The sequence below is a fragment of the Rhodococcus zopfii NBRC 100606 = JCM 9919 genome, assembly GCF_001895025.1.
GTDB classification, from domain to species: Bacteria; Actinomycetota; Actinomycetes; order Mycobacteriales; family Mycobacteriaceae; genus Rhodococcus; species Rhodococcus zopfii.
On record NZ_BCXI01000011.1, the window covers coordinates 139,347 to 151,981 of the forward strand.

13 protein-coding genes are annotated in these 12,635 nt (G+C 69.3%); 8 read left to right on the top strand and 5 right to left on the bottom strand.

Annotated elements, in window-relative coordinates; genetic code table 11:
* Positions 1-5 precede the first annotated feature (5 nt).
* Together ppk2 and yaaA are read right to left on the bottom strand one after the other, a co-directional pair.
* Positions 6-890, bottom strand: coding sequence for a polyphosphate kinase 2 (gene ppk2, locus RZ1_RS08340; RefSeq protein WP_072810887.1), 885 nt, complete (start codon positions 888-890; stop codon positions 6-8).
* Positions 891-1,110: 220 nt separating this feature from the next.
* Positions 1,111-1,854, bottom strand: a complete 744-nt coding sequence (gene yaaA, locus RZ1_RS08345) for a peroxide stress protein YaaA (RefSeq protein ID WP_072810889.1) — start codon at positions 1,852-1,854, stop codon at positions 1,111-1,113.
* Positions 1,855-1,907: 53 nt separating this feature from the next.
* Between yaaA and RZ1_RS08350 the strand changes: the two genes are divergently transcribed.
* Positions 1,908-3,650, top strand: a complete 1,743-nt coding sequence (locus tag RZ1_RS08350) for a proline--tRNA ligase (protein WP_072810891.1) — start codon at positions 1,908-1,910, stop codon at positions 3,648-3,650.
* Between the two features lie 115 nt (positions 3,651-3,765).
* Complete coding sequence (locus RZ1_RS08355) at positions 3,766-4,431, top strand: O-methyltransferase (RefSeq protein ID WP_072810892.1); 666 nt, start codon at positions 3,766-3,768, stop codon at positions 4,429-4,431.
* 91 nt (positions 4,432-4,522) lie between these two features.
* Here the strand turns inward: RZ1_RS08355 and RZ1_RS08360 are convergent, their stop codons facing one another.
* The 3 genes from RZ1_RS08360 to RZ1_RS08370 form a co-directional block, all read right to left on the bottom strand.
* Positions 4,523-5,365: an SDR family NAD(P)-dependent oxidoreductase gene (locus tag RZ1_RS08360; RefSeq protein WP_072810894.1), complete on the bottom strand. Its 843-nt coding sequence runs from the start codon at positions 5,363-5,365 to the stop codon at positions 4,523-4,525.
* A 106-nt stretch (positions 5,366-5,471) separates the two neighbouring features.
* Positions 5,472-5,918, bottom strand: coding sequence for a ferritin-like domain-containing protein (locus tag RZ1_RS08365; RefSeq protein ID WP_072810896.1), 447 nt, complete (start codon positions 5,916-5,918; stop codon positions 5,472-5,474).
* Entirely contained in the window at positions 5,915-6,409 is a 495-nt protein-coding gene (locus tag RZ1_RS08370) for a conserved transmembrane alanine RICH protein (RefSeq protein WP_072810898.1), read from the bottom strand. The genes RZ1_RS08365 and RZ1_RS08370 overlap by 4 nt, the downstream gene beginning before the upstream one ends.
* 150 nt (positions 6,410-6,559) lie before the next feature.
* Between RZ1_RS08370 and rimP the strand changes: the two genes are divergently transcribed.
* From rimP to rbfA, 6 genes are all read left to right on the top strand, one after another.
* Positions 6,560-7,165 (top strand): ribosome maturation factor RimP, encoded by a 606-nt coding sequence (rimP, locus tag RZ1_RS08375; RefSeq protein WP_072810900.1) that lies wholly within the window; start codon positions 6,560-6,562, stop codon positions 7,163-7,165.
* Positions 7,162-8,187 carry a transcription termination factor NusA gene (nusA, locus tag RZ1_RS08380; protein WP_072810902.1) on the top strand — a complete coding sequence of 342 codons (1,026 nt, stop codon included), beginning with the start codon at positions 7,162-7,164 and terminating at the stop codon, positions 8,185-8,187. The genes rimP and nusA overlap by 4 nt, the downstream gene beginning before the upstream one ends.
* A 44-nt stretch (positions 8,188-8,231) precedes the next feature.
* Positions 8,232-8,564 carry a YlxR family protein gene (locus RZ1_RS08385; protein ID WP_072811012.1) on the top strand — a complete coding sequence of 111 codons (333 nt, stop codon included), beginning with the start codon at positions 8,232-8,234 and terminating at the stop codon, positions 8,562-8,564.
* 160 nt (positions 8,565-8,724) lie between these two features.
* The gene (infB, locus tag RZ1_RS08390) at positions 8,725-11,652 is read left to right on the top strand and encodes a translation initiation factor IF-2 (RefSeq protein ID WP_072810904.1); all 2,928 of its coding nucleotides are present in this window, start codon (positions 8,725-8,727) and stop codon (positions 11,650-11,652) included.
* A 103-nt stretch (positions 11,653-11,755) separates the two neighbouring features.
* Positions 11,756-12,046, top strand: coding sequence for a DUF503 domain-containing protein (locus RZ1_RS08395; protein WP_072810906.1), 291 nt, complete (start codon positions 11,756-11,758; stop codon positions 12,044-12,046).
* A gap of 126 nt (positions 12,047-12,172) precedes the next feature.
* Positions 12,173-12,628, top strand: coding sequence for a 30S ribosome-binding factor RbfA (gene rbfA, locus RZ1_RS08400; protein ID WP_072810908.1), 456 nt, complete (start codon positions 12,173-12,175; stop codon positions 12,626-12,628).
* The last annotated feature ends 7 nt before the right edge of the window (positions 12,629-12,635 follow it).

Genomic DNA, 12,635 nt, shown 5'->3' on the forward strand with positions numbered 1-12,635 from the left:
GATCGTCAGAAGGGGGTGGGAATCCAGTCGACGACCAGACCGGGATCGCGGTAACCGCCCGGTTTCTGCCGGTCGGGCAGCGTGATGTCGGGGACCTCCAGCGGCTCGTAGGGCACCCGGCTCAGCAGGTGGCTGATGATGTTGAGCCTGCCGCGCTTCTTGTCGTCGTTGATCGCGACATGCCAGGGCGACCAGCCGGTGTGCGTGAGCCGGAACATCTCGTCACGGGCCCGCGAGTAGTCGTACCAGCGGCTGTACGACTCGAGGTCCATCGGGGACAGCTTCCAGATCTTGCGCGGATCGTCGATGCGGCTCTGCAGCCGCAGTGTCTGCTGCTCCTGGCTCACCTCGAGCCAGTACTTGATCAGGATGATCCCGGACTCCTGGATCGCGCGTTCGACCGCCGGAACGAGCTGGAGGAACTGGTCGGTCTGCTGCTGGGTGCAGAAACCCAGGACGGGTTCGACGCCCGCGCGGTTGTACCAACTCCGGTCGAAGATGACGACCTCACCGGACGCGGGCAGGTGCGGCATGTACCGCTGGAAGTACATCTGCGACTTCTCGCGCTCGGTCGGGGTGGGCAGAGCGACGACGCGGAAGACGCGGGGACTCACGCGTTCCGTGATCGCCTTGATGACACCGCCTTTCCCCGCGGTGTCCCGGCCCTCGAACAGGATGCACACCTTCGCGCCGGTGGACTTGACCCATTCCTGCATCGCGACGAGTTCGGCGTGGAGGGGTTTGAGGAGCCGACGGTACTCCTTGTTCCCCATCGGTGGCAGATCGAGAGCGCCACCGATCGGCGGCGGATGCAGCTCACCGGTGTGCGCACCGGACTTCTTGCCCGCCGTCTTGTGTCCTGCCTTGCTTCCCTTGGACTTCTTCCCCATGGGCGCTCCCGCGTCGGCTGTCGGGTTCAGAACTATACGGCAGTTCCAGCGGCGTCGCCGCGAAACGTCCCCACCGGTCCGGGTCCGGATGTCGTTGTCGCAGAGGCGGTCAGGCCGAGGTCGTGCTCCGAGGCGGTCGCCGTGGTCGTGACCGGAGTTGTCCGCCGGGACGAACGAGCTCCGGGTGTCGTGCCGGTGGAGGACACCGGCCCGCCGGGCATCAGGTGAGAACGACGAGTTCCGTCGGCGACGCGACTTCCACCCGCAGACCCGCTTTCGATGCGACCCGAGCCACGGAATCGACGTCTGACGGTTCCGCGCGGGTGCGCACCAGCGCGCGGGCCAACAGCCCTTTGTGATGCTTGTTGAAATGGCTCACGACCTTGCGAGTGCCGTCGGGCTGCTCGGTGAGCACGGTCGCGGTCACCGCGGCGGGCACCGGGCCGAGCTGCTGATAGATCCCCGACCGCAGGTCGACGACCAGATCGTCGTCCGCCTCGGCCGCGAGTGCGGCCGTCAGTTCCGGCTTCCACAGCGACGGCAGCGTGGGGAATCCGGGCAACTTCGAACCGCCCGACAGCCGGTAGGCGGGGATCGGATCGCCCGCCCGGACCGCCCCGAACAGAGCCGACCCCATCGCGATCCGCCGGTACGCCTTCTCCCGCTGCACGCGGGTGAACGACTTCGCGTCGAGCGCGTCGAACAGCACCCCGGTGTAGCGCTCGAGAGCCGGCCGGGTCGCCGACACCCACAACTTGGCGTTGCGCTCGATCTCGTCGGCCTGCGTGGCACCGAGTCCGAGGGCACGAATCGACGCCTCGCTGTCGGCCGCCAGGTCGACCAGCACCTGCACGAGCATTTCGCGCGTGTCGGTGAGTTGCGGCATCGACAGCTCGCCCAGATCGAGGGGCGCGCCGTCGCCGCCGTCGGACTTGGTTTCGGAAGGGGGCAGAAGCACCAGCACAACCGCACACCGTACCGACGGCGGACGGAGGCCTGCAGGTAGGCTGCCACTCCGTGATCACCCGCATGTCGCACCTGTTCCTTCGCACGCTTCGCGACGACCCGGCCGACGCCGAGGTCGCCAGCCACAAACTGCTCGTTCGCGCGGGCTACGTGCGGCGCATCGCGCCGGGCGTCTACTCGTGGCTGCCACTGGGCCTGAAGGTGCTGCGGCAGGTCGAGCGGGTCGTGCGGGAGGAGATGAACGGCATCGGCGCGCAGGAGATCTCCCTGCCGGCACTGCTGCCGCGCGACCCCTACGAGACCACCAACCGGTGGACGGAGTACGGGCCCGGTCTGTTCCGGCTGCAGGACCGCAAGGGCGGCGACTACCTGCTCGGACCCACCCACGAGGAGATGTTCGCGCTCACCGTCAAGGGCGAATACAACTCCTACAAGGACTTCCCGGTCACCCTGTACCAGATCCAGACGAAGTATCGCGACGAGGAACGTCCCCGCGCCGGCATTCTGCGCGGCCGCGAATTCGTCATGAAGGACTCCTACAGCTTCGACCTCACCGACGAGGGCCTGACGCAGTCCTACCAGGCCCACCGTGACGCCTACGAGCGGATCTTCGCGCGGCTCGGCGTCAAGTACGTGATCGTCTCCGCGACGTCCGGTGCTATGGGCGGCAGCGCGTCGGAAGAGTTCCTCGCCGAGTCCGACGCGGGCGAGGACACCTACGTACGCTGCCTCGAATCCGGTTACGCCGCGAACGTCGAGGCGGTCGAGACGCTCGCGCCGCAGGCGATCCCGTTCGACGGACTGCCCGGCGCGGTCGTGCACGACACCCCGGACACCCCGACCATCGAATCCCTCGTCACCGCCGCCGCGCAGATCCTCGGGCGTGAGGTCACCGCCGCCGAGACCCTCAAGAACATCCTCGTCAAGGTCCGGCAGCCCGGCGGCGACTGGGAACTGCTCGGCATCGGGATCCCCGGTGACCGGGAAGTCGACGACAAGCGGCTGGAGGCCTCGCTCGAACCCGCCGAGGTCGAGTTGCTCGGCGACGCCGACTTCACCGCCAATCCCTTCCTCGTGAAGGGCTACATCGGCCCGAAGGCATTGCTGGACAACGGTGTTCGTTACCTCGTCGACCCGCGCGTGGTGGACGGCACCAGCTGGATCACCGGTGCCGACGAATCCGGCAAGCACGTCTTCGGGCTCGTCGCCGGCCGCGACTTCACTCCCGATGGCACCATCGAGGCCGCCGAGGTCCGCGACGGCGACCCGTCGCCCGACGGAGCCGGCGCGCTCGTCTCGGCACGCGGAATCGAGATCGGCCACGTCTTCCAGCTCGGCCGCAAGTACACCGACGCGTTCGCCGTCGACGTGCTCGGCGAGAACGGAAAGCCGGTCCGCCCCACCATGGGCTCGTACGGCGTCGGCGTCTCGCGCCTCGTCGCGGTGATCGCCGAACAGCAGCACGACGACAAGGGCCTGCGCTGGCCCGCCGAGGTCGCACCGTTCGGGGTGCACCTGGTCATCGCGAACAAGGACGACGCCGCCCGCGAGGGCGCCGAGGGTCTGGCCGCGGATCTCGACAAGGCCGGCGTCGAGGTTCTGCTCGACGACCGCAAGGCCTCGCCGGGCGTGAAGTTCAAGGACTCCGAGCTGCTGGGTGTGCCCCTCGTGGTCGTCGTCGGACGCGGATGGGCAGAAGGCAACGTCGAACTGCGCGACCGCTTCACCGGCGAATCCCGCGAAGTGCCGGTCGCGTCGGCGCTCGACGAGATCCTCGCCGCCGTCCGCGGCTGATCCCCGGCGCGCGGTACGGCAGATCCCGCTCCTTCAACCGAGCGAATGTATCGTTCGCTCGGTTGAAGGAGACGAACGGTACATTCGCTCGGCGCAGGCACGGCAGACTCGGGTCATGAACAGCGATCCGACGTGGCAGACGACCGACGCCTACCTCACCGACACCCTCATCGGCGCGGACGACGCGCTCGACGGCGCCCTGGCTGCGAACAGCGAGCAGGGGCTGCCGCCGATCGACGTCTCCGCGCCGCAGGGCAAGTTCCTGCACCTGCTCGCCCGCGCGGTCGGTGCCCGGAAGATCCTCGAGATCGGCACCCTCGGTGGCTACAGCACCATCTGGTTCGCCCGCGCCGTCGGCTCATCGGGTCGCGTGATCACGCTCGAATACGAACCGCACCACGCCGAGGTGGCGCGTGCGAACCTCGACCGCGCCGGCGTCGGTGACATCGTCGACATCCGGGTCGGTGCCGCGCTGGACTCGCTGCCGCACCTCGCGTCCCAGGCTCCGTTCGACCTGGTGTTCATCGACGCCGACAAGGAGAACAACCCGCGCTACCTGCGCGCGGCCCTGGAATTGTCGCGGCCCGGCACGGTCATCGTCGTCGACAACGTCGTCCGCGGCGGATCCGTCTCGAATGCCGACCTCGACGACGAGAGGGTACGCGCAAGCCGCGAGGTGCTCGATGTCATCGCCGCCGAACCGCGACTCGACGGGACCGCTCTGCAGACGGTCGGCAGCAAGGGCTGGGACGGTTTCGCACTGGCACTCGTGACCGGTTAGCGCTCCGACTCGGTCCCCTCGATCCGAGCGAATGTACCGCTCGTCTCCATAGTCCGACGGAATGTGCCGTTCGCTCGGGAAAGGGCTGGGTTCAGAACAGCGGGCCGCCCCCGAACGCGCTGCGGTGCGACGGTGGGCGGCTTCCGGCCAGGTCGGTCAGGTCGTAGTCGCGGGCGAGTTCGGCAGTGACGAAGGTGTGCCCGCTGCGCTCGGCCAGTTCGGGATCGTCGGTCAGCGCCACGACCACCGAGCCGATGAACTCGGGTGACTCCGCGTCCGCGACCGCGAACCCCGCGATGTGGGTCATTCCGCTCGCGACAATCCTCTCGGTGCGCACGATGCCCGGCCACAACGAGACCGTGTGCACGTCGTGTTCGCGCAGTTCGACGGCCATGTCGGAAGCCATCTTGTCGAGTCCGGCCTTGGAGATCCCGTACAGCACCGAATGCAGGTGGCTGCGGGTGCCGAACGACGAGATGTTGACGATCAGGCCGGTACGACGGGGCACCATCAGGCGGGCCGCGGCTCTCGACGCCACGTAGTGCGCGCGCAGCCCGAGCCCGATCAGGCTGTCCCAGTCGTCGAGCGGCCGCTCCCAGAACGGTGTGTCGAAGCCGCCGAATCCGCGCGGGCCGGCCCAGACGTTGTTGACCAGCAGGTCGAGCCGGCCGGCCTGTTCGTCGGCGATCTGTGCGAACACACTCTCGATGGCCTCGTCGTCACTGTGGTCGCAGGCCACGGCGTGCCCGCGACCGCCGCGCGCGGTGATCTCGGCGGCGGTCGCGGCCAGCGGAGCCTCACCGGTGGCGGGACCCCGAGCGGTCACGTACACGGTCCATCCGGCGTCCCCGAGGGTCCGGGCGATGCCCTTGCCCACCCCGCGCGATGCGCCGGTGACCAGCGCGACGCGGCTCACGGCCGGGCCCCGAGGCATCGGTCGGCGGTCGTCTGAGCGGTCGGTTCTGATCCTGTCCTGGCCACCTCGGGAACGGTAGAACACGTTTCGGTTCTATGGTGCTGATTTCCGGTCGACGGGATCGTCAGGGCTGGCCGGGCAGGGCGACGGTCGGTGGAGCCACACCCAGGTTCACGCGCCACCGCGCGCCACGCAGGGCCGATTCGGTCAGCGCCTCGATCGCGGCTCCCCGGGTCGATTCGGCGGTGGCTCGTTCGACGACGGACCGCCACGCGACCGCGACGTCCGTCTCGATCTGCACGGCGAGTTGCGCGGCGGAGATCGGGTCGGTCACCGGGAAGGGCACGGTGTATCCGGGCGCGGCGACCGGGGGAGTGACGCTCGCCGCCGTCAGCGCGTCGATCGTGGCGTCCCGGCGCGCCCGGTGCGCGGCGGTGTCCGCCGACACCTCCCCGCCGCGGGCGGGATTGGAGAATGCGGCGACGACGCCGTATCCGAACACAGCGGCGTGTTCGGCGTTCAGGGCGTCGACGAGGGCCTGCTCCTCGGGTCCGAGCTCGGGGGAACTCACGGCAGCAGCACCACCGTCTCGGTCGCGCACGCGGCGCTGACGGACGCGAGCAGACCCGCGCGGTAGCCACGCAGGGTGCGGGCCAGATCCGCGGCGTCGCGCTGGGAACGGGTCAGCCGCTCGCGCAGCAGTTCCACCGACGGAGCCTCGACCGGCGGCGGCGCGGCCGTCGAGGAGGCCGGGGACGTCGGGGTTCCGCCCACCAACCGCGCGACCTCCGCGTCGAGTGCCGCGGCGTGCGTGGTCCGTTCGGCGCCGATCGTCGCAAGGGCATCTGCTCGCTCGGGTGCCACCGCGACGAGGGCACCGGCGAGGGCGGCGTCTGTGCGCGCCCGCTGGGCCTGTGCGATCAACGGATCGGGTTCGGTGTCCTCGTCGGGGGATGCGGCGCATCCGGCGACGGTGAACCCGCCCGCGCTGCCGAGCGCGGCACCGGCCCATCGCAGCAGTGTTCGTCGGGACACGAGTGGCAGGTGTGGTCGCGTGGGCACCGGACCATCGTGCCAGTACCTGGGATCCGATCCGGACGCCGGCCTGGTCACGGCACACCGAAATGCGCGATACCCTTGATACCTGCCGGATCGATCCCCGTACCGGCCCGCCCACTGCTGCGATCACAACTGAACGAGGAGCTTGTCGCCATGCCTGTGCCGCCCCCGGAGAGGATTGTCGAGCTCGTCTCGGATCTGATCGAGCGTGAGGGTTACGACCTCGAGGACGTCGTTGTCACGGCGGCGGGCAAACACAGCACTGTGCGGCTCATGGTCGACAGCGACGCAGGCCTCGGCCTGGACGAGGCGGCTCGGCTGAGTCGCCTCGTGTCGGAGGCATTCGACGCCGTATCGGATTTCGGTGAGTCGCCGTACATGCTCGAGGTGACCAGTCCCGGCATCGGCCGGCCTCTGACGCTGGACCGGCACTGGCGGCGCGCGCAGGGCCGGAAGGTCCGCCTGGATCTGGGCACCGAGTCGCTCGTCGGTCGTGTCGGCGAACTCGTCGGCGAGGAGATCCGCATCGTCGTTCCGGACCGCAACGGCCCGGTGGTGCGCGCGGTCCCGCTGGCGCAGGTGCGTGCCGCGACGCTCGAGGTGGAGTTCAACCCGCCGAACGCACGGGAGCTCGAGCTCGCCGGCGGTCTGCCCGACGGCCGGGTGTGTGCCGGGGAGATCGACGAGAACGCGGTCGGGGTGGACGAGGACGGCAGTGACGACGAAGACGAAGTGAACGAGACGAAGGTGGACAAGTGAATATCGACATCACGGCGCTGAAGGCGCTCGAATCCGAGAAGAACATTCCGTTCGACGCGTTGATCGAGACGATTTCGACCGCCCTGCTCACCGCCTACCGGCACGTGGACGGCCACCAGCCGCACGCCCGGATCGACCTGGACCGCAAGACCGGCGTCGTGCGCGTGATGGCCGAGGAGTTCGACACCGACGGTAACCTCGTCTCCGAATGGGACGACACGCCGGCGGACTTCGGCCGGATCGCCGCCACGACCGCGCGGCAGGTCATCATGCAGCGCATCCGTGACGCCGAGCACGAGCAGCGCTTCGGTGAGTTCGTCACCCACGAGGGGGAGATCGTCGGCGGTGTCGTTCAGCGCGACACCCGCGCGAACGCCCGCGGCATGGTGGTCGTGCGGATCGGTGGCGACAACGGCGCCGAGGGGCTGATCCCGCCGGCCGAGCAGGTGCCGGGCGAGACCTACGAGCACGGCGATCGCATCAAGTGCTACGTCGTGGGAGTCGCGCGCGGACAGCGCGGACCGCAGATCACGTTGTCGCGGACCCACCCGAACCTCGTGCGCAGGCTGTTCGCGCTCGAAGTTCCCGAGATCGCCGACGGATCGGTCGAGATCGTCGCCGTCGCCCGTGAGGCCGGACACCGGTCGAAGATCGCTGTGCACTCGCAGGTGCACGGGCTGAACGCGAAGGGTGCGTGCATCGGCCCGATGGGTCAGCGTGTCCGCAACGTGATGCGTGAACTCGGCGAGGAAAAGATCGACATCATCGACTACGACGAGGATCCGGCGCGATTCGTCGGTAACGCCCTGTCGCCGTCGAAGGTGGTGTCGGTCACCGTAGTGGACCCGGAGGCTCGGGCCGCACGGGTGGTCGTCCCGGACTTCCAGCTGTCTCTCGCTATCGGCAAGGAGGGGCAGAATGCCCGCCTGGCCGCGCGACTGACCGGATGGCGGATCGACATCCGCAGCGACGCCGCAACGGGTGATGATGGTCACTCGGGCGCTGCTTCGACAGGCAGGTAGCGGTGCAATGCGGGCTTCCGGCCGAATCGGCGGTAGAGTGGTCGATGGTTCAGCATGAGCTGTCTCCGTCACGTGGCGAACGCACCGGTCCGGTGCGTACCTGTCTCGGGTGTCGGCAGCGATCGCTGACTGCCGATCTGCTGAGGGTCGTCGCACGAGAAGTGGAGCCGAAACGCTTCGTTCTGGTCCCTGATCCCGGGCGCAGACTTCCCGGGCGGGGCGCGTGGTTGCACCCCGAACCGGAATGTCTGAGTCAGGCGGAGCGGCGTCGAGCATTCGGCAGAGCGCTGAGGGTGCCCGGAAATCCGGACACGGCGGCGCTCGATCAGCTGGTCGGGTCCGGCGACGGAGAATCACTCGGCGTAGCACCGCAGTGAGATCGACAGCAGGGACACCAACGCAGTGACATCGAACTCTGAGAAGAACAGGCACGAACACTCATGAGCACACCGTGAAGCACCAGCGATGAACGTCCATCGGAGATAACCCGAGGTCGTGCGGGCAACCAGCCGCTCGACCTCATCAGTGAGGAGAGCAGTGGCAGGCAAGCCCCGCGTGCACGAGTTGGCGAAAGAACTCGATGTCACAAGCAAGGTCGTACTCGAAAGGCTCAAGGAGCTCGGCGAGTTCGTGAAGTCCGCGTCGTCGACGGTCGAAGCCCCCGTCGCACGTCGTCTGCGTGAATCGTTCGGGAACGCCGCGAGCGAAGGCTCGTCGGCAGCCCCGACTCCCGGTCCCAAGCCGGGCGCACCGCGCCCCGGCCCGCGTCCGGCCGCTCCGACCCCGGCGGCTGCAGCACCCGCCCCGGCTCCGGCGCCCACCCCAGCACCGAAGCCCGCGGCAGCAGCCCCCGCGCAGACTCCCGCTCCGGCGCCGCGTCCCGCGTCCGGACCGAAGCCCGGCGCACCGCGCCCGGCAGCCCCGAAGCCCGCAGCCTCGGCCCCGGCCCCCGCTGCGCCGGCTCCGGCCGCCCCGGCCCCCGCTGCACAGGCCCCGGCCGCGCAGCCCGCGCCGACTCAAGCGCCGGGTCCCAAGCCCGGCGGACCGCGTCCCGGCCCGAAGCCGCCGCGTGTCGGCAACAACCCCTACTCGTCCGCTCCCGCGGAGCGTCCGGCACCGCGTCCCGGCGCCCCCCGTCCGGGTCAGGGCGGTCCCCGCCCCACACCCGGCCAGGGTCGTCCCGCGGCAGGTCCCGGTGGGCCCCGTCCCGCTCCCGGTCAGGGTGCCCCGCGCCCGGCCGCCGGCCCCGGCGGACCGCGTCCTGCCCCCGGCCAGGGCGGACCGCGCCCGTCCCCGGGCTCGATGCCTCCGCGCCCGAACCCCGGTGCGATGCCGCAGCGTGCGGCACGTCCGGCACCGTCCGGTCGTCCGGGTCGTCCCGGCGGCGCGCCGGGCGGTCGTCCCGCCGGTGGCGGTGGCGGCTACCGCGGCGGTGGAGCCGGTGGCGGTACCGGAACCGGCGCGGGTGCCGGAGCCGGAGCAGCCGGTGGCTTCCGGGGTCGTCCCGGTGGCGGCGGCGGTGGTGCCGGTCGCGGTGGACGCGGCGGCACGGCCGGTGCGTTCGGTCGCCCCGGTGGCGCTCCGCGTCGCGGCCGCAAGTCGAAGCGGCAGAAGCGGCAGGAATACGACTCGATGCAGGCACCGGCAGTCGGCGGTGTCCGGCTGCCCCGCGGCAACGGCGAGACCATCCGGCTCGCCCGCGGCGCATCGCTGTCCGACTTCGCGGAGAAGATCGACGCGAACCCGTCGGCACTGGTCCAGGCGCTGTTCAACCTCGGCGAAATGGTCACGGCCACTCAGTCGGTGAACGACGAGACGCTCGAGCTGCTCGGCTCGGAGATGAACTACGTCGTGCAGGTCGTCAGCCCCGAGGACGAGGACCGCGAGCTGCTCGAATCGTTCGATATCCAGTACGGCGAGGACGAGGGCGGCGAGGAGGACCTGCAGCAGCGTCCGCCGGTGGTGACCGTCATGGGTCACGTCGACCACGGCAAGACCCGACTGCTCGACACGATCCGCAAGGCCAACGTCCGCGAGGGAGAGGCCGGTGGCATCACGCAGCACATCGGTGCCTACCAGGTGCTCACGCACCTCAACGGTGAAGATCGCCTGATCACCTTCATCGACACCCCGGGCCACGAGGCGTTCACCGCCATGCGTGCCCGCGGTGCCAAGTCGACGGACATCGCGATCCTCGTGGTCGCCGCCGACGACGGTGTGATGCCGCAGACGGTCGAGGCGATCAACCACGCCCAGGCGGCCGACGTGCCGATCGTGGTCGCGGTGAACAAGATCGACAAGGAGGGTGCGAACCCCCAGAAGATCCGCCAGCAGCTCACCGAGTACGGCCTGGTCACCGAGGAGTACGGCGGCGACACCATGTTCGTCGACATCTCCGCGAAGCAGGGCCTGAACATCGACCAGCTGCTCGAGGCCGTGCTTCTGACCGCAGATGCATCGCTCGATCTGCGGGCTAACCCGGACATGGAGGCGCAGGGCGTCGCGATCGAGGCTCACCTCGACCGCGGTCGCGGCCCGGTTGCCACCGTCCTGGTTCAGCGCGGCACCCTGCGGGTCGGCGATTCCATCGTCGCCGGCGACGCATACGGCCGCGTCCGCCGCATGGTCGACGAGCACGGCGAGGACGTCCTCGAGGCGCTGCCGTCGCGGCCGGTCCAGGTCATCGGCTTCACGTCGGTGCCCGGCGCAGGCGACAACCTCGTCGTCGTCGAAGAGGACCGCATCGCCCGGCAGATCGCCGACCGGCGCAACGCGCGCAAGCGCAACGCACTGGCCGCGAAGAGCCGCAAGCGGATCTCGCTCGAGGATCTCGATGCCGCGCTCAAGGAACACAACGAGCTCAACCTCATCCTCAAGGGCGACAACTCGGGTACCGTCGAGGCCCTCGAGGAAGCACTCATGGGGATCGAGATCGACGACGAGGTGCGCCTGCGGGTCATCGACCGCGGTGTCGGTGGCGTCACCGAAACCAATGTCAACCTCGCTGCTGCCTCCAACGCGGTGATCATCGGCTTCAACGTCCGTGCCGAAGGCAAGGCGACGGAGCTGGCGAACCGCGAGGGTGTCGACATCCGCTACTACTCGATCATCTACCAGGCGATCGACGAGGTGGAGAAGGCCCTCAAGGGCATGCTCAAGCCGATCTACGAAGAGGTCGAGCTCGGTCGCGCCGAGATCCGCGCCATCTTCAAGTCCTCGAAGATCGGCAACATCGCGGGTTGCCTCGTGCAGTCCGGCATCGTCAAGCGCAACGCGAAGGCACGGCTGCTCCGCGACAACAACGTTGTCGCCGAGATCGTCACCATCTCGTCGCTGCGCCGCGAGAAGGACGACGTCACCGAGGTCCGCGAGGGCTACGAGTGCGGTATGACGGTCACCTACTCCGACATCAAGGTCGGCGACGTGATCGAGGCATACGAGCTGCGCGAGAAGCCGCGCGACTGACGGCATCGCCGTCGGGGCGGCGGGCGAGCAATCGTCCGCCGCCTCGACGCGTCAACGCACCCCTTTGCAGGGGTACCCGCCGTCGGTTCAGACAGGAGGTCCGGTGTTCGTAGGCGCACTCGAACTGGATGTGCTGCTCGGTGACGTGCACTCGCTCAAAGGGAAGCGGTCGATGGTCCGGCCGGTCCTCGCGGAGCTGCGCCGGTTCGGGGTCTCGGCCACCGAAGCGGGGCATCAGGATCTGCATCGTCGTGCCCTGTTGGGGGTTGCGTCGGCCGGTCCCGACGCCCGGCATGTCACCGACATCCTCGACCGGTGCGAACGCCTCGTCGCGGCCCGCCCCGAGTTGCAATTGCTCACGGCCCGACGAAGAATTTTCGGTCCGGAAGACTGAGCGGACCCATACACGACACAACAGCCGCCCGCGGCTGGACACAACAGCCGCCCGCGGCTGGACACAACAGCCGCCCGCGGCTGGACACAACAGCCGCACCGCGGCGAGGGAGAGGAAGCGACTGACATGGCCGATCCAGCACGGGCCCGTCGTCTCGCCAAGCGCATCGCGAACATCGTGGCCAGCGCCATCGACTACGAAATCAAGGATCCGCGGCTCGCGTTCGTCACGATCACCGACGCGAAGGTGACCGCCGACTTGCACGACGCCACCGTCTACTACACCGTGCGCGGAGCCGATCTCGACTCCGAGCCCGACCTCGCCGCGGCCGCCGCCGGCCTCGAGAAGGCCAAGGGAGTGCTCCGGACCAAGGTCGGCGCCGGAACCGGTGTGCGGTTCACGCCGACCCTGACCTTCGTGACCGACACCGTGCCGGACACCGCCCGGCACATGGAGGAACTTCTCGCGCGCGCCCGCGCCGCCGACGACGAGGTCGCCAAGGCCCGCGAGGGCGCCTTGCCCGCCGGCGACGCCGATCCCTACAAGGAACCTCGTGAGCGAGACGACGCCGGCGACGAATAGCCTCGCC